Source organism: Arthrobacter sp. MDT2-16 (assembly GCF_054510925.1).
Genome location: NZ_JBTNDP010000007.1, coordinates 178971 through 195055 on the forward strand (window position 1 = coordinate 178971; position 16085 = coordinate 195055).

The 16085-nt window shown below is 72.0% G+C and carries 14 protein-coding genes; 10 read left to right on the plus strand and 4 right to left on the minus strand.

Features of this window, described 5'->3' with window-relative positions; all coding sequences use genetic code 11:
- Nucleotide 1 precedes the first annotated feature (1 nt).
- The 5 genes from gatA to ACX80N_RS13575 all read left to right on the plus strand — a co-directional run bounded on the left by gatA (nucleotide 2) and on the right by ACX80N_RS13575 (nucleotide 6474).
- A complete protein-coding gene (gatA, locus tag ACX80N_RS13555; protein WP_459339823.1) occupies nucleotides 2-1516 on the plus strand; it encodes an Asp-tRNA(Asn)/Glu-tRNA(Gln) amidotransferase subunit GatA in 1515 nt (504 codons plus the stop codon).
- Nucleotides 1516-3030, plus strand: coding sequence for an Asp-tRNA(Asn)/Glu-tRNA(Gln) amidotransferase subunit GatB (gene gatB / locus ACX80N_RS13560; RefSeq protein WP_459339824.1), 1515 nt, complete (start codon nucleotides 1516-1518; stop codon nucleotides 3028-3030). Before gatA ends, gatB begins: the two co-directional genes overlap by 1 nt.
- A gap of 101 nt (nucleotides 3031-3131) precedes the next feature.
- Nucleotides 3132-4031 (plus strand): aminoglycoside phosphotransferase family protein, encoded by a 900-nt coding sequence (locus ACX80N_RS13565; RefSeq protein WP_459339825.1) that lies wholly within the window; start codon nucleotides 3132-3134, stop codon nucleotides 4029-4031.
- A gap of 119 nt (nucleotides 4032-4150) precedes the next feature.
- Nucleotides 4151-5194 carry an L-threonine 3-dehydrogenase gene (gene tdh / locus ACX80N_RS13570; protein ID WP_459339826.1) on the plus strand — a complete coding sequence of 348 codons (1044 nt, stop codon included), beginning with the start codon at nucleotides 4151-4153 and terminating at the stop codon, nucleotides 5192-5194.
- Between the two features lie 14 nt (nucleotides 5195-5208).
- Nucleotides 5209-6474, plus strand: coding sequence for a glycine C-acetyltransferase (locus tag ACX80N_RS13575; protein ID WP_459339827.1), 1266 nt, complete (start codon nucleotides 5209-5211; stop codon nucleotides 6472-6474).
- Nucleotides 6475-6505: 31 nt separating this feature from the next.
- Here ACX80N_RS13575 and ACX80N_RS13580 read toward each other — a convergent pair whose 3' ends face one another.
- Together ACX80N_RS13580 and ACX80N_RS13585 are read right to left on the minus strand one after the other, a co-directional pair.
- The gene (locus ACX80N_RS13580) at nucleotides 6506-6724 is read right to left on the minus strand and encodes a YchJ family metal-binding protein (protein ID WP_459339828.1); all 219 of its coding nucleotides are present in this window, start codon (nucleotides 6722-6724) and stop codon (nucleotides 6506-6508) included.
- A 198-nt stretch (nucleotides 6725-6922) separates the two neighbouring features.
- On the minus strand, nucleotides 6923-7945 hold the full coding sequence (locus ACX80N_RS13585) for an NADPH:quinone reductase (RefSeq protein WP_459339829.1): 1023 nt from the start codon (nucleotides 7943-7945) through the stop codon (nucleotides 6923-6925).
- Between the two features lie 118 nt (nucleotides 7946-8063).
- Here ACX80N_RS13585 and ACX80N_RS13590 point away from each other — a divergent pair, with 118 nt between their 5' ends.
- The 3 genes from ACX80N_RS13590 (at nucleotide 8064) to ACX80N_RS13600 (ending at nucleotide 11050) form a co-directional block, all read left to right on the plus strand.
- The gene (locus ACX80N_RS13590; RefSeq protein ID WP_459339830.1) at nucleotides 8064-9161 is read left to right on the plus strand and encodes an NAD(P)/FAD-dependent oxidoreductase; all 1098 of its coding nucleotides are present in this window, start codon (nucleotides 8064-8066) and stop codon (nucleotides 9159-9161) included.
- 205 nt (nucleotides 9162-9366) lie between these two features.
- Complete coding sequence (locus ACX80N_RS13595) at nucleotides 9367-9849, plus strand: cation:proton antiporter regulatory subunit (RefSeq protein WP_105031486.1); 483 nt, start codon at nucleotides 9367-9369, stop codon at nucleotides 9847-9849.
- 7 nt (nucleotides 9850-9856) lie between these two features.
- The gene (locus ACX80N_RS13600; protein WP_105031487.1) at nucleotides 9857-11050 is read left to right on the plus strand and encodes a cation:proton antiporter; all 1194 of its coding nucleotides are present in this window, start codon (nucleotides 9857-9859) and stop codon (nucleotides 11048-11050) included.
- A gap of 63 nt (nucleotides 11051-11113) precedes the next feature.
- Here ACX80N_RS13600 and ACX80N_RS13605 read toward each other — a convergent pair whose 3' ends face one another.
- Both ACX80N_RS13605 and hutH read right to left on the minus strand, forming a co-directional pair.
- A complete protein-coding gene (locus tag ACX80N_RS13605; protein WP_105031488.1) occupies nucleotides 11114-11959 on the minus strand; it encodes a siderophore-interacting protein in 846 nt (281 codons plus the stop codon).
- A gap of 45 nt (nucleotides 11960-12004) precedes the next feature.
- Nucleotides 12005-13603 carry a histidine ammonia-lyase gene (hutH, locus tag ACX80N_RS13610; protein ID WP_459339831.1) on the minus strand — a complete coding sequence of 533 codons (1599 nt, stop codon included), beginning with the start codon at nucleotides 13601-13603 and terminating at the stop codon, nucleotides 12005-12007.
- A gap of 102 nt (nucleotides 13604-13705) precedes the next feature.
- Between hutH and ACX80N_RS13615 the strand changes: the two genes are divergently transcribed.
- Nucleotides 13706-14395, plus strand: coding sequence for an IclR family transcriptional regulator (locus ACX80N_RS13615; RefSeq protein WP_459339832.1), 690 nt, complete (start codon nucleotides 13706-13708; stop codon nucleotides 14393-14395).
- Entirely contained in the window at nucleotides 14392-16068 is a 1677-nt protein-coding gene (hutU, locus tag ACX80N_RS13620; protein WP_459339833.1) for a urocanate hydratase, read from the plus strand. The genes ACX80N_RS13615 and hutU overlap by 4 nt, the downstream gene beginning before the upstream one ends.
- Nucleotides 16069-16085 lie beyond the last annotated feature (17 nt).

Sequence of the window (16085 nt, forward strand, 5' to 3'; positions counted from 1 at the left end):
CATGACAGACCTGATCCATCTCTCCGCCGACGCCCTGGCGCGGAAGCTCGCCTCGAAGGAGGTCTCCGCCGTCGAGGCCACGCAGGCCCACCTCGACCGCATCGACGCCGTCGACGGCGCCATCAACGCGTTCCTGCACGTCAATACCCGTGAGGCGCTGCTCGTCGCCGCCGGGGTCGACAAGGCCCGGGCCGACGGCGACACCCTCCACCCGCTGGCCGGCGTGCCCATCGCCGTCAAGGACCTCATCGTCACGAAGGGCCAGCCCACCACGGCCGGCTCGAAGATCCTCGAGGGCTGGCAGAGCCCGTACGACGCCACCGTGGTCCGCAGGCTCCGGGCCGCGCGGATGCCGATTCTCGGCAAGACCAACCTCGACGAGTTCGCCATGGGCTCCTCGACCGAGCACTCGGCGTTCGGTCCCACCCGCAACCCGTGGGACCTGGACCGGATCCCCGGCGGCTCCGGTGGCGGTTCCGCCGCCGCCGTCGCCGCCTTCGAGGCGCCCCTGGCCCTCGGCACCGACACGGGCGGCTCCATCCGCCAGCCGGGCGCCGTCACCGGGACCGTCGGCGTCAAGCCCACCTACGGCGGCGTCTCGCGCTACGGCGCGATCGCGATGGCGTCCTCGCTGGACCAGATCGGCCCCGTCTCCCGGACCGTGCTGGACAGCGCGCTCCTGCACGAGGTCATCGGCGGCCACGACCCGCACGACTCGACGTCGCTCACCGACCCCGTCGGCGCGCTCGTCGAGGCCGCGCGCCTGGGCCAGGTCGAGGGCATGCGCATCGGCGTCATCAAGGAACTGCAGGGCGAGGGCTACCAGGCCGGCGTCCTGACCCGCTTCTCCGAGTCCCTCGAGCTCCTGCGCTCGGCGGGCGCGGAGATCGTGGAGGTCTCCTGCCCCAACTTCCGGTACGCCCTCGGTGCGTACTACCTGATCATGCCGTCGGAGGCCTCCAGCAACCTCGCCAAGTACGACGGCGTCCGGTTCGGCCTGCGCGTGGTGCCCGACGGAGCCCCGACGATCGAGCGCGTCATGGGTGCCACCCGCGCCGCCGGCTTCGGCGACGAGGTCAAGCGCCGCATCATCCTCGGTACCTACGCGCTGAGCGCCGGCTACTACGACGCCTACTACGGCTCCGCGCAGAAGGTCCGCACGCTCATCCAGCGCGACTTCGCCGCGGCGTTCGAGCAGGCCGACGTGCTCATCTCTCCCACTGCGCCGACCACGGCGTTCAAGCTCGGGGAGAAGCTCGACGACCCCCTGGCGATGTACCTGAACGACGTCGCCACCATCCCGGCGAACCTGGCCGGCGTCCCCGGCCTGTCGCTGCCGGGTGGCCTCGCGGACGAGGACGGGCTGCCGGTCGGCATCCAGCTCCTCGCACCCGCCCGCCAGGACGCACGCCTCTACCGTGTCGGTGCCGTCCTCGAATCACTGCTCGAAGAGACGTGGGGCGGCCCTCTGCTGGCCAAGGCCCCGGAGATCACACAGATCGCAGGTGGGAAGTAATGACTGCTGTAACCGATGAGATCCTGACCTTCGACGAGGCCATGGAGAAGTACGATCCCGTGCTCGGGTTCGAGGTCCACTTGGAGCTCAACACGAGGACCAAGATGTTCTCCTCCGCGCCCAACGCGTTCGGCGACGTGCCGAACACGAACGTCACGCCGGTGGACCTCGGGCTGCCCGGTGTGCTGCCCGTGGTCAACGGTGTGGCCGTGGAGTCCGCGATCAAGATCGGCCTCGCGCTGAACTGCAGGATCGCCGAGAAGTGCTACTTCGCCCGGAAGAACTACTTCTACCCGGACACCCCGAAGAACTTCCAGACCTCGCAGTTCGAGGACCCGATCGCGTACGACGGCTCCATCGACATCGAGCTCGCCGACGGCACGGTCTTCACCGTCGAGATCGAGCGCGCCCACATGGAGGAGGACGCCGGCAAGCTCACCCACATGGGTGGGTCCACGGGCCGCATCCAGGGCGCCGAGTTCTCCCTCGTGGACTACAACCGCGCAGGCGTGCCCCTCATCGAGATCGTCACCAAGCCGATCGTCGGCGCCGGATCGCGTGCCCCCGAGCTCGCGAAGGCGTACGTCGCGGCGATCCGCGAGATCGTGAAGAACCTCGGCGTGTCCGACGCCCGCATGGAGCGCGGCAATGTGCGCTGCGACGCCAACGTCTCCCTCAAGCCCAAGGGCCAGGAGAAGTTCGGTACCCGGACCGAGACCAAGAACGTGAACTCGCTGCGCGCCGTCGAGCACGCGGTCCGGTACGAGATCCAGCGCCACGCCGCCGTTCTCGACTCCGGGACGCCGATCCTGCAGGAGACGCGCCACTGGCACGAGGACACGCGCTCGACGACGTCGGGGCGGCCCAAGTCCGACGCCGACGACTACCGCTACTTCCCGGAGCCGGACCTCGTGCCGGTCGTCACCAACGAGGCGTGGATCGAGAAGCTCCGCGCCGAGCTGCCCGAACCGCCCGCCGAGCGCCGCAAGCGCCTGCAGGCCGACTGGGGCTACTCCGACGCCGAGTTCCGCGACGTCGTCAACGCCGGTGTCATGTCCTCGATCGAGGACACCGTCGCCGCGGGCGTGAGCGCCGCCGTCGCCCGCAAGTGGTGGATGGGCGAGATCTCCCGCCGCGCCAAGCTGGCCGACGTCGAGCCCGCCGAACTCGGTGTCACGCCCGAGCTGATCGTGGAGCTCAACGCGCTCATCGAGTCCGGCAAGATCAACGACAAGCTCTCCCGCGACGTGCTCGACGGCGTCCTCGCCGGGGAGGGCACACCGGCCGAGGTCGTGGAGAAGCGCGGCCTCGCGGTCGTGTCCGACGACGGACCCCTGCTCGAGGCGATCGACGGCGCACTCGCGGCGCAGCCCGACGTCGCCGACAAGATCCGCGGCGGCAAGGTTCAGGCCGTCGGCGCCATCGTGGGCGGCGTCATGAAGGCCACGCGCGGACAGGCCGATGCCGGCCGCGTGCGCGAGCTGATCCTGCAGCGCCTGGGCGTCGAGGGGTAGCCTGCCGACATTCCGGTGCGTCGTCGGCGCCGGGGGAGCCGGTGGGGACATCCACCCCCCCCGTTCCCGCGGCGTCGGCGTCCGCAGTTCCAGGAGGTCCCATGGCGGTGACACCGCAGGCCGAGATCGACATCACGCCGTCGCTGGTCCGGTCCCTGCTCATCGCCCAGGCACCGGACCTGGCGCATCTTCCGCTGCGCCCCGCCGGCAGTGGATGGGACAACACCCTCTTCCGGCTGGGGGAGGAGCTCGTGGTGCGCCTGCCCCGGCGGGCGGTGGCCGACGAGCTGATGGCGGCGGAGCAGCACTGGCTCCCGGGGCTCACCGCGTCCCTGGGAGTTCCCACGTCGGCGCCCGTGCGCGCCGGCACACCCGGCCCGCACTACCCATGGCACTGGTCCGTCTGCCGATGGATCGACGGGGTCGGCGGCATCACCGTCCCGCGGGCCGGGCGTTGCTCCGCGGCCGTCCCGCTGGCGCGGTTCCTCGTGGACTTCCAGCGCCCCGCTCCGCCCGACGCCCCGGTCAGTCCCGTGGGCCGCGGCGGTCCGCTGGCAGCGCGCGACGACGTCGTCCGGACGCGGCTCGCGTCGCTCCCGGCGATACCCGGTGTCCCTGCCGCGCTGCTGCCGGAGGTCTGGGAGACGGCCCTCGCGGCACCGGTCTGGTCGGGGGCGCCGCTCTGGCTGCACGGGGACCTGCACCCGGCCAACGTGGTCCTCGGGCCGGACGGCGCGCTGGCCGGCGTCGTCGACTTCGGGGACCTGTGCTCCGGGGATCCTGCGACCGATCTCGCCGCGGCCTGGCTGCAGTTCGACGCCGCAGGCCGGTCCGTGTTCCGGGCCGGACTCGAGGCCCTCCGCGCCACCGACGCCGCGACGTGGGACCGGGCGCGCGGCTGGGCGCTGAGCATGGGCAGCGCCCTGGTGGCGGCGTCGGACGATTCCCCGGAGTTCCTCGCCCTCGGGGTGGAGATCCTGATCGAGGTCCTGACCGACTGAGGGGAGGTCCGCCCGCGGGGCCGCTGGTAGTGTTGCCCCGGGCAATATCCCGCCCGGCACTCGTACCGCCCAGGCCCGGCCCATCCCGCCGGTGTCGGCGGCATGGAAGGAACTGTCCAGTGAAGGCGCTGTACAAATCCGGGGCTCGTCCCGGTTTCGAACTCGTGGACCGGCCCGAACCCGACGCAGGGTGGGGCGAGGTCAAGATCCGGGTCATGACCACCGGCATCTGCGGCACGGACCTCCACATCGAGAGCTGGGACTCCTGGGCGCAGGGCATGATCAAGGCGCCCCTCATCCCCGGCCACGAGTTCTACGGCGAGGTCGTCGCCCTCGGGGACGGGGTCCGCGACGTGCGTGTCGGCGACCGCGTCTCCGGCGAGGGCCACATCGTCTGCGGTATCTGCCGCAACTGCCGCGCCGGCCGCCGCCAGATGTGTATCCACACCTCGAGCGTCGGGGTGCAGCGCGACGGGGCGTTCGCCGAGTTCGTCGTCGTCCCCGAGACCAACGTCTGGGTGCACGACGCCACCATCACGCCTGAACTGGGCGCCGTCTTCGACCCGTTCGGCAACGCCGTGCACACCGCCCTGAGCTTCCCGCTCGTCGGTGAGGACGTGCTGATCACGGGCGCGGGTCCCATCGGACTCATGGCCGTCGCGGTCGCCCGCCACGCCGGTGCCCGCAAGATCGCCATCACCGACGTCTCGGCGCCCCGTCTCGAGCTCGCCCGCGGCGTCGGCGCCGACATCGCCGTCGACGTCAGCCGCATGCGCATCGCCGACGCCCAGCACGAGCTCGGGATGAAGGAGGGCTTCGACATCGGGATGGAGATGTCCGGCCACGCCACCGCCCTGCCCGAGATGATCGACAACATGAACCACGGCGGGAAGATCGCCCTGCTCGGCCTGCCCTCCGGCCCCATCTCCATCGACTGGGGCAAGGTGGTCACGCACATGCTGACGCTCAAGGGCATCTACGGTCGTGAGATGTTCGAGACCTGGTACGCCATGAGCGCCATGCTGCAGTCCAACAGGACGCTGCGCGAGGCGGTCGCGTCCGTGGTCACCGACTGCCTGCCGGCGAGCCAGTGGCAGCAGGGCTTCACAACGGCGCGCGACGGCGCCAGCGGCAAAGTGGTCCTCGACTGGACCACCCTCTAGGAAGCAGGAACCCCATGTACTCAGCAGTCCGCGACCAGCTCGCCGGTGAGCTCGATGCCATCCGCAGCGCAGGCCTCTTCAAGCACGAGCGGCGCATCTCCTCGCCGCAGTCCAGCTCCATCACCGCCGGAGCCCTCGGTGCCGAGGATGCACGGGTGCTCAACTTCTGCGCCAACAACTACCTGGGCCTCGCCGACCACCCGGACATCATCGCCGCCGCCAAGACCGCGCTCGACGAGCGGGGGTTCGGCATGGCGTCGGTACGCTTCATCTGCGGCACCCAGGACCTGCACCTCGAGCTCGAGCGGCGTGTCTCGCGGTTCCTCGGCACGGAGGACACCATCCTGTTCTCCTCCTGCTTCGACGCGAACGGGGGCGTCTTCGAATCGCTCCTCGGCGCGGAGGACGCCGTGATCTCGGACGCCCTGAACCACGCGTCGATCATCGACGGCATCCGCCTCTCCAAGGCCCAGCGCTTCCGCTACGCCAACCGCGACATGGCCGACCTCGAGGCGAAGCTGCAGGAGGCCTCCGGTGCGCGGCGCCGCCTGATCGTCACCGACGGCGTCTTCTCCATGGACGGCTACCTCGCGCCGCTCGAGGCCATCTGTGATCTCGCCGAGCGGTACGACGCCATGGTCATGGTCGACGACTCCCACGCCGTCGGCTTCATGGGCGCCACCGGCGCCGGGACGCCCGAGCACGCCGGTGTCGCCGACCGCGTGGACATCTTCACGGGAACCTTCGGCAAGGCCCTCGGCGGGGCGTCCGGCGGGTACGTGGCCGCCCGGGCCGAGATCGTGGCCCTGCTGCGCCAGCGGGCACGGCCCTACCTGTTCTCGAACTCCCTCGCCCCCTCGATCGTCGCGGCGACCATGACCGCGCTGGACCTGGTCGAGAGCAGCGGTGAGCTCCGCGGGACCCTCACCCGAAACGCCGCACAGTTCCGCCGGCGCATGACGGAGGAGGGCTTCGAGCTCCTCGAGGGCGAGCACGCGATCATCCCGGTCATGTTCGGCGACGCCGTGCTCGCCGCGCGCACCGCCGACGCGATGCTCGCCCACGGTGTCTTCGTCACCGCGTTCAGCTACCCCGTGGTCCCGAAGGGCGCAGCGCGGATCCGCGTCCAACTCTCCGCCGCCCACACGGACGACGACGTCGAGGCCTGCGTGCAGGCGTTCGTCGCCGCCCGTGCCGAGGTGGACGCCGGCGCTCCGGGAGCGGACGGCGGGCAGGCGTCCGACGCCGGTTCGCCCGGTGCGCACGTGGGCGGCGCGTGATCCGGTACCGCCTCGCGGGTTCCTGCAGGTCCTAGGGGCGCACGTCCCCGTCGACATACATCCAGCGCCCTTCCACCCGGACGAATCGGCTGCGCTCCTGCAGCAGCCCCGAGCGCCCGGCTCTCCGGAACGACGCCCGGTACTCCACCACGCCGGCGTCGTCGGAGTCGCCGCCGAGGGCCGTGTCGACGATCTGCAGGCGCCGCCACTCGACGTCCCCGTCGAGATCGACGGTATCCGGACGTGTCAATGGGTCCCACGAGTCGAGCAGGTACCTCCAGCCCGAGAGCGAACGCCGAGAACCGTGAGCGCATCAGTGCCAGCGCCGTCGACGCTGCCCCTCCCCGGTGGAGCGGCCCGCAGCATTCCCCATACGGCAGGACGGTGCCGCAGGGGCAGTCGTCGGGCGTCATGCGATCGCCTTTCCTGACCGGGAGGGGTCGATCGCTCAGGAGACCTCGTCGGAGACGCGGATGACGACCTTGCCGGTCGCACCGTTCTCGACGGCGTCGTGAGCGGCGCCGGTCTCCTCGAGCGGGAACCAGGAGAGGGGGAGTCCGGCAGCCTCCCCGACAGGCAATGCCCCGCTGCCCAGCGCCGCCGTGATGTCCTCCGCCGCAGCGACGAGCGCATCCCGACCCACCGTGTAGAGCAGCAGGCCCTGCCAGCGGACGTTCTTCGCGAAACTCGCGACCACGGGGGCGGTGAAGTCGTCACCATTGTTGTTCGCGTAGTAGGCGATGGAGCCGTGGTTGGCGATCACCTCGACGTCGAGCGCCGCGTTCTGCCCGGGGGACACCTCCACGACATGGTCGACGCCGCCTGGAGCGACCTCGCGGATGTGCCGGGCGAGGGAATCGTCGGGGTAGCGGAGAACGTGGTGGGCCCCCGCGGCGAGACCGAGCTCGGCCTTCGCGTCGCTGCTGACCGTTGCGATGACGGTGGCGCCTGCCCAGGCGGCGAGTTGGATCGCCGCGTGGCCGACGGCTCCGGCGCCGCCCTGGACGAGAACGGTGCGTCCCTCGAGGGCGCCGGTAGCGAGTCGCGACGGCCCCTGCTCGTGGACGGTCAGGGCGCGGTGCGCCGTCATCGCCGGTACACCCAGGCTGGCTGCCACATCGAGATCGACGCCGTCCGGCAGGCGGACAGCCCGTCCGGCGGGAATCACGGTGAACTCCTGGGCGGTCCCCGTCGGGCGGCCGTGAGCAGCCAGGTAGATCCATACCCGGTCGCCCACCTGCGGCTCGGTGACGCCCTCGCCGACCGCGTCGACGACCCCGGCACCGTCCTGGTTGGGGACTACCTCGGGGAACGGGAGATCGCCGTCAGCGCGGGCCTTCCAATCCGTGGGATTCACGCCGGAGGTGACGATGCGGACTCGCACTTCGCCCGGACCGGGCGTCGCGACGTCGCGGTCGACGAGAGAGAGAACGGAGGAGGGACCGGTGGAGGAGTAGACGATTGCTTTCACGACTAGCCGGAACTGCCGATGCCCGGACGGTATTCCCCGGGCCCGGGATCCGCCCGATCGACGGGGAGAGCACACCGGACGCCCCCTGCATGGGGGAGGCCCACCCTAGGATGACGGGATGAGCTCCCTCGAGTGCGACGTCCTGATCATCGGCGGCGGGATCGCCGGCCTCTCGCTGGCGTCCGCGCTGGCCCCGTTCTCGAGCGTGGTCCTCGTCGAGGCGGAGCCCACGCTCGGGTACCACACCTCGTCGCGCTCGGCCCGCCAGCTCATCCCGAGCTACGGGCCCGAGCCGGTCCTGGACCTGACCCGGCGCACCCTCGACCTGCTCTCCGGCGTGGAATCCTCCACCGGGCTGCCGCTCACCGTGCCGCGGTCCTTCCTGCTCATCGGGTCGGAGGCCGACGTCGCGGGCAACACCAGTCCGGCGATGCGTCCCGTGTCCCACGCCGAGGCCCTCGAGCTGTGCCCGCAGCTGCGGCCCGGCTCGTTCGAGGCGGCCGCCATCGACACGGCCTGCGTGGGCACCGACACCGACCTCCTCCTCGAGTACCACCGCAGGAGCGCGAGCGACGACGGCGTCATCATCCTCACGGGCGCGCCCGTGACGGCCGCACGCTACGACGGCGCTGGCTGGAGCGTCCGCGCCGGGTACCGCAGCATCAGCGCCGAGGTGGTGGTGGACGGGGCCGGCGCCTGGGCCGACAGCGTCGCGGACCTGTGCGGGGTCGCCCCCCAGGGTCTGGTCCCGCTGCGGCGGACGGCGGCGATCGTCGCCGCCGAGAACGCGCCCCCGGTCGGCACGCCCATGGTGGCCGCCGCGGACGAGTCGTTCTACTACCGGCCCGACGCCCGGGGCGTGCTCATCTCGCCGAGCGAGGCCGAGCCCGACGAACCGGGCGACGCCCAGCCGCACCCGGGCGACGTCGAGCGGCTCATCGACCACCTGGCCACCGTCACCACCCTGGGCATCACGACCGTCCACCGATCCTGGACGGGCCTGCGGACCCAGCGGGCCTCCGGGCTGCCGGTGGTCGGATTCGACCCCGGCCACCCCGGCTTCTTCTGGCTCGCCGGACAGGGGGGATACGGCTTCCAGTCGTCGTCGGGCATCGCCGAACTGGCGACGGTCCTCCTGACCGGGGCCGACCCCGCCGATCTCGGCGCCGACCCCGAGAGCATCACCGCCGCCGCGACGGCGCTCCGGCCGGGCTGAGACCTGCCCATCCGACCGGCCGGCCCGCGACCGGCGATCCCGGGGGGATACCGCCGTCCGCCCGGCACCCGGTCGTGGAGCAGCGCAGCCGTCGAGGAGCCCCACCCGCGACGTCGGGAAGCCCGCTTCGACGCCCTCAGCGAACGGAAGCCCCACCAGCGCCCTGCCCCGCGATCCGCCGCCGGAGCAGGTCTAGGATGGGCGCATGAACGTCATCGAAACACGCCTTCCCGGCATCGGAGTGCGGCGCGAGATCGTCACCGGCTCCGGTCGCAGGGTAGGGATCGTCGCCCAGCGGGACGGCGATCTGGACCTCATCATCTCCAAGGCGACGGACCCGGACGCCTGCGTGGCCTCCATCCCGCTCACCCCCGACGAGGCGGCGACCATCGGCAACCTGCTGGGCTCGCGGCAGCTCGTCGCCCAGCTGACGGAGGAGCACCGCGACCTCCCCGGGGTGTCCACGCGACAGTTCCTGATCGAGCCCGGCTCGCCCTTCGACGGCCATCCCCTCGCGGCCACCCGGATGCGCTCGCGCTCCGGCGCGTCGCTGGTCGCCGTCCTGCGCTCGGGCCAGGTGCAGGCCTCGCCCACGCCCGACTTCACGCTCGTTGCCGGTGACCTGCTGGTGGTGGTGGGCACGTCCGAAGGCCTCGACGCCGCGGCGGACATCCTGCGCAACGGCTGAGCGGCCTGTGCACACGACCGCTCTGACCCTGATCGAACTCGGCGCCATCCTCCTGTTCCTCGGCATCCTCGGGCGGCTCGCCGGCCGGATCGGACTCTCGCCGATCCCGCTCTACCTCATCGGAGGACTGTTCTTCGGGCAGGGCGGCATCATCGAACTCGAGGGCGTCATCGAGTTCAGCGAGGTGGCCAGCGAGATCGGCATCGTCCTGCTGCTGCTCATGCTCGGTCTCGAGTACACGGCGAAGGAACTCGTCACCGGTCTGCGCCAGTCGTGGTCGGCGGGGATCGTCGACTTCGTCCTCAATTTCACACCCGGCGCGCTCGTCGCCGTCATCCTCGGCTGGGGTCCCGTCGCCGCGCTCGTCATGGGCGGGGTCACCTACATCTCCTCGTCGGGGATCGCCGCGAAGGTCATGGAGGACCTGGGGCGGCTCGGCAACCGCGAGACGCCCACGGTCCTCGCGATCCTCGTGTTCGAGGATCTCGCGATGGCCGTCTACCTGCCGGTGCTCACCGCGGTCCTGGCGGGGCTGAGCTTCGCCGGCGGGCTCGGCACCGTGGGGATCTCCCTGCTCGTGGTGACCCTCGTGCTGGTGGTCGCCCTGCGGTGGGGGAACGTCGTCTCCGCGGTGGTCGACAGCGCCGACCGCGAGGTCTTCCTCCTGACCCTCATCGGTGCGGCCCTCCTCGTCGCAGGACTCGCCTCGGCCCTGCAGGTCTCGGCGGCCGTGGGCGCGTTCCTGCTCGGGATCGCCATCTCGGGTGCTACGGCGGAGAACGCGGCGCGCGTCCTCGAACCCCTGCGGGACCTCTTCGCGGCCATCTTCTTCGTCGTCTTCGGGCTGAACACCGATCCGGCATCCATCCCTCCCGTGCTCGCTGTCGCCCTGCTCCTGGCGGTCGTCACCTCGGCCACCAAGATCGCGACCGGCTGGTGGGCCGCCCGGCGGCAGGGGATCGGGCCGAAGGGCCGGGCACGTGCCGGCACCGCGCTCGTGGCGCGTGGCGAGTTCTCGATCGTCATCGCCGGGCTCGCGGTGACCTCCGGCGCCGTGATCCCGGATCTCGCCGCACTGGCCACCACGTACGTGCTGCTCATGGCCGTCCTCGGGCCCGTCCTCGCGCGTGTCGCCGAGCCGGGCATGGAGCTGCTGGAGCGACTGCCGCGACGGCGTCGCAGCACGGCGCCCGTGGCCTGACCGGCCGACGGCGGATCGGCGGGGCAGCGACCCCCTGGCACGCGCCCCGGTACGGGGCGCGTGTCAGTCGTCGAGGATCTTGCCGATCGGCTCCCGCTTCTCCGCCTGGAACGTGTCCTCCTCGCGCCCGTACGCCCAGTAGCCCGAGAGCGAGACCTGCGAACGGGCGAGGCCCTTGTCCGTGAACAGGACGTCGCGCAGTGCCTTCATGGCGCCCCGCTCGCCGTGCACGAACGCGTCCACCCGGCCCTCGGGCCAGGGGCCGGCGGCGACGGCGTCGGCGAGGAGCGTCGTGGTGCCGGCCGGCTGCCCGTCGCGGAGCAGCCAGTGCAGCTCCACGCCGGCGGGTGCTGCCAGGTCGATGATCTCCGCGGCGCTGTCCACCTCGAGGTAGGCGTGCCCGACGGCGGCGGGGTGCAGCGCCTCGAGGCCGGCGGCGATCGCGGGCAGCGCGGAGTCGTCGCCCACGAAGAGGTGCCAGTCAGCGTCCTGGTCGGGGGACCACTTGCCGGAGGGTCCCATCAGCACCAGGGGCTCGCCCGGCACCGCCGCCGCCGCCCACGGGCCGGCGATACCGGCGTCGCCGTGCACCACGAAGTCGATCGCGAGCCGTTGCGACGCCGCATCGAGCCAGCGGATGGTGTAGGTGCGCTTCACCGGCCGGTCGTCCGCGGGGAGCTCCTCCTTCAGGGCCGCGAGGTCGTACGGCGGCACGAGCCCGAGTCCGGGCTTCGCGAACAGCAGCTTGGCGTACTTGTCCGTCGCGTCGCATTCCTGCAGGTCGGCGAACCCCGGTCCACCGGCGACCACCCGGACCAGGTGGGGGCTCAGCCGGTGCGTCTCCAGCACGGTGAGGACCGCCTGCGGACGGGGCGGCTTGCGGGAGGGCGCGGACGCGGGCGAGGACATGGAGGGTGCTTCCTTCTGCAGGGGATGAGGCAACCCTAACAAGCTTCACTGGAGGGGCGCTGGGAGCTCCCCATGCACCGCGGCGAGCAGGGAGCCGTCGTCGACCAGCAGTCGCGCGGCCTCGATCTCGGGCGCCAGGTAGCGGTCCGTCCCCGGGCCCTCGACGTCCTGCCGCAGGCGGCGCCGGACGGCGGTGATCGGGGCGGCGCTGCGGTACCCGGGGGCACCGCCGTCGCGCATGTCCAGTGCCCTCGCCGCGGTCAGGATCTCGATGGCGAGCACGCGCGTAAGACCGTCGACGGCCCTGCGCAGCTTGAGCCCGGCGGCCCAGCCCATGGACACGTGGTCCTCCTGCATCGCGGAGGAGGGGATGGAGTCCACGGACGCAGGGTACGCGAGCCGCTTGAGCTCGGAGACGATGCCCGCCTGCGTGTACTGCGCAATCATGTGCCCGGAGTCGACGCCGGGGTCGTCCGCGAGGAAGGCGTTGAGCCCATGGCTGCGGGCCTTGTCGAGGAAGCGGTCGGTCCGGCGCTCGCTCATGGAGGCGACGTCGGCGACGGCGATCGCGAGGAAGTCCAGGACGTAACCCACGGGGGCACCGTGGAAGTTGCCGTTGGACTCGATGCGGCCGTCGGGCGTGACCACCGGGTTGTCGATCGCGGACCCCAGTTCGACGGAGGCCACTGCGTCGGCATGGGCGAGCGTGGCGCGCGCGGCCCCGTGGACCTGGGGTGCGCAGCGCAGCGAGTAGGCGTCCTGGACCCGCGTGAACCGGTGGCGTCCGGTCCCGGAGGTCAGCTGCTCGGCGATGAGCGGCGAGTCGGAGAGCAACGCCCGGATGTTCGCGGCCGACGCCACCTGCCCGGGGTGCGGCCGCAGGGCGTGGAGGTCCTCGGCGAACACGGCGTCGGTGCCGAGCAGCCCCTCGACGCTCATCGCGGCCGCCAGGTCCGCCGTCGCGAGCAACCGGTGCAGGTCCGCCGAGGCGAGGATCAGCATGCCGAGCATGCCGTCCGTCCCGTTGATGAGCGCCAGACCCTCCTTCTCGCGGAGCTCCACGGGGGTGATCCCGGCGGCGGCGAGGGCGACATCGGCGGGCACGAGCGCCCCAGCGCCGTCGCGGACCGTTCCCTCGCCCATGAGCGCCAGGGCCACGTGCGAGAGCGGTGCGAGATCACCCGAGCAGCCCAGCGATCCGTACTCGCCGATCACCGGGGTGATGCCGGCGTCGAGCATCGCCACGTAGGTGGTGGCGACGACGGGACGGACCCCGGTGCGGCCCGTGGCGAGGGTCGAGAGCCGACCGAGCATCAGGCCCCGCACCACCTCGCGGTCCACCTCGGCGCCGGAGGACGCCGCGTGGCTGCGGATCAGGCTGCGCTGGAGCTGCGTGCGCTGGTCGAGCGGGATGTGCCGGGTGGCGAGGGCCCCGAAACCCGTCGAGACGCCGTAGTGGGGGGTGCCGTCGTCGACCAGTGCTTCGATGACCCCGCGGGACGCCTCCATCGCGGCCAGCGCGTCCGGCGCCAGGGTGACCCGTGCGCCGAGACGGGCCACGGCAACGACGTCGGCGGGGGACAGGGGGCCGGTGCCGACAGTGACGGGACCAGTGACGGGACCAGTGACGGGGGGCTGGGACACGGTCTGCCTCGGTTCCTGCGGTGCTCACCGCTATTGCCATTGGGTGGAAAGGACGTTTCAATAAGTGAAAACTACGGCAGGTCCAAACGCAAGGAGGCGAGCATGGCGGAATCCTCGACCCGCACCGTGGAGCGCGCCCTCGTGCTCCTCGGTGCCGTGTGCGACGCCGGGTCGCTCACCCTCGCCGACGCCGCGCGGGAGGCCGAGCTCTCGGCGTCGACGGCGCTCCGACTCCTGCGCACCCTCGAGGGCACGGGCTTCGTGCGGCGCGACGCGCTCGGCGCGTACCGGCCGGGCCTGCGCGTGGTGCAGCTCGGTGCGCAGGCGCTCGGTCACGAGTCGCTCGTCTCCCTCGCGGAACCCGCCCTCGACCGCCTCGTCGAGCAGACCGGCGAGTCGGCGTACCTGAGCGTGCCCTCGCACGACGGCGAGGGCGTGTACCTCGCGATGCGCGAGGGCACCCACTCGGTCCGGCATGCCAGCTGGGTGGGCCGCAGCATCCCGCTGGGCGGGACCGCCGTCGGCGCCGTCCTCACGGGGGGACCGCCGGCCGACGGCTTCGTCGTCGTGCGGGACGGCGTCGAGACCGACGTCACCGCGATCGCCGCACCCGTCTCACCCGGCGGCCGCGCCGTCGCGGCCCTCAGCGTGGTGGTCCCCAGCTACCGCATCACCGCGGCGGAGGCCCGGCGCTTCGGGATGCTCGTCGCGCACGAGGCGGCGTCCCTCCTCACCCCACCAGCCCCGGACGCGCGCGCCGTCGTCCTCGACCCCCAGGGAGAACCGGCATGACGAACACTCCGAACCCCAGACACGATCCCTCCCGCTCCGTCCGGGCGGCCCGCGGCACAAAGCTGACCGCGAAGAGCTGGCAGACGGAGGCGCCACTGCGCATGCTCATGAACAACCTCGACCCCGAGGTTGCCGAGCGGCCCGAGGACCTGGTGGTCTACGGCGGCACGGGCCGCGCGGCGCGCAGCTGGGACGCGTACGACGCCATCGTGCGCACGCTGGAGACCCTCGAGGACGACGAGACGCTCCTGGTGCAGTCGGGGAAACCCGTCGGCGTCTTCCGCACCAACCCGTGGGCGCCGCGCGTGCTGCTCGCCAACTCCAACCTCGTGGGCGACTGGGCCACCTGGCCCGAGTTCCGCCGCCTCGAGGCCGAGGGCCTCATGATGTACGGGCAGATGACGGCGGGCTCCTGGATCTACATCGGCACGCAGGGCATCCTCCAGGGCACCTTCGAGACCTTCGCGGCGATCGCCCGCAAGCGGTTCGGCGGCACCCTCGCCGGCACCCTGACCCTCACCGGGGGCTGCGGCGGCATGGGCGGCGCCCAGCCGCTCGCCGTCACCCTCAACGGCGGCGCCGTCCTGATCGTCGACGTCAGCGAGGCCCGCCTGCGCCGCCGGGTCGCCAAGCGCTACCTGGACACGGTCGCGGACACGCTCGACGACGCCGTCGCGCAGGTCCTCGCGGCGAAGTGCGACAGGCGCGCCCTGTCCGTGGGCGTCGTCGGCAACGCCGCGACCGTCTTCCCGGAGCTGCTGCGCCGGGGGCTGGACGTCGACATCGTCACCGACCAGACCTCGGCCCACGACCCGCTCAGCTACCTGCCCGAGGGCATCGCCCCCGACGAGTGGGAGCGCGAGGCGGCGGCCGACCCCGAGGGCTTCACCAAGAAGGCGCAGTCCTCCATGGCCCTCCACGTTGAGGCGATGGTCGGCTTCCTCGACGCCGGGGCGGAGGTCTTCGACTACGGCAACTCCATCCGCGACGAGGCCCGCACGGGCGGGTACGGGCGCGCGTTCGACATCCCCGGCTTCGTCCCCGCCTACATCCGCCCGCTGTTCTGCGAGGGGCTGGGCCCGTTCCGCTGGGTGGCGCTCTCGGGGGACCCGGCGGACATCGCCGTGACGGACGCCGCCCTCAAGGAGCTGTTCCCTGACAACGGGCACCTGCACCGCTGGCTCGATGCCGCCGCCGAGCACGTAGAGTTCGAGGGCCTGCCCGCGCGGATCTGCTGGCTCGGGTACGGGGACCGCGCGAAGGCCGGGCTGCTCTTCAACCGGCTCGTGGCCGAGGGCAGGGTGTCCGCGCCCATCGTCATCGGCCGCGACCACCTCGACTCCGGCTCCGTCGCCTCGCCCTACCGCGAGACCGAGGCCATGGCGGACGGTTCGGACGCCGTCGCCGACTGGCCGCTCCTGAACGCCCTGCTCAACACCTCCTCCGGGGCCACCTGGGTGTCCATCCACCACGGCGGCGGCGTGGGGATCGGCCGGTCCATCCACGCCGGACAGGTCTCGGTGGCCGACGGGACCGACCTCGCCGCGCAGAAGCTCGAACGCCTCCTGACCAACGATCCGGGCATGGGCGTGATCCGGCACGTCGACGCCGGCTACGGACGCGCCCGCGAGGTGGCCGCCGAGCGGGGCGTGCGCATCCCCATGGACTCCTGAGCACCCGATCCGAAGGA

Bases quoted from the DNA above. Each gene is read 5' to 3' on its own strand.
- ACX80N_RS13605 (WP_105031488.1), bottom strand. From the start codon at position 11,959: ATGTCCTCGCCCGCGTCCGCGCCCTCCCGCAAGCCGCCCCGTCCGCAG.
- ACX80N_RS13590 (WP_459339830.1), top strand. From the start codon at position 8,064: ATGAGCTCCCTCGAGTGCGACGTCCTGATCATCGGCGGCGGGATCGCC.
- ACX80N_RS13615 (WP_459339832.1), top strand. From the start codon at position 13,706: ATGGCGGAATCCTCGACCCGCACCGTGGAGCGCGCCCTCGTGCTCCTC.
- hutU (WP_459339833.1), top strand. From the start codon at position 14,392: ATGACGAACACTCCGAACCCCAGACACGATCCCTCCCGCTCCGTCCGG.
- gatA (WP_459339823.1), top strand. From the start codon at position 2: ATGACAGACCTGATCCATCTCTCCGCCGACGCCCTGGCGCGGAAGCTC.
- ACX80N_RS13595 (WP_105031486.1), top strand. From the start codon at position 9,367: ATGAACGTCATCGAAACACGCCTTCCCGGCATCGGAGTGCGGCGCGAG.
- gatB (WP_459339824.1), top strand. From the start codon at position 1,516: ATGACTGCTGTAACCGATGAGATCCTGACCTTCGACGAGGCCATGGAG.
- ACX80N_RS13565 (WP_459339825.1), top strand. From the start codon at position 3,132: ATGGCGGTGACACCGCAGGCCGAGATCGACATCACGCCGTCGCTGGTC.
- ACX80N_RS13575 (WP_459339827.1), top strand. From the start codon at position 5,209: ATGTACTCAGCAGTCCGCGACCAGCTCGCCGGTGAGCTCGATGCCATC.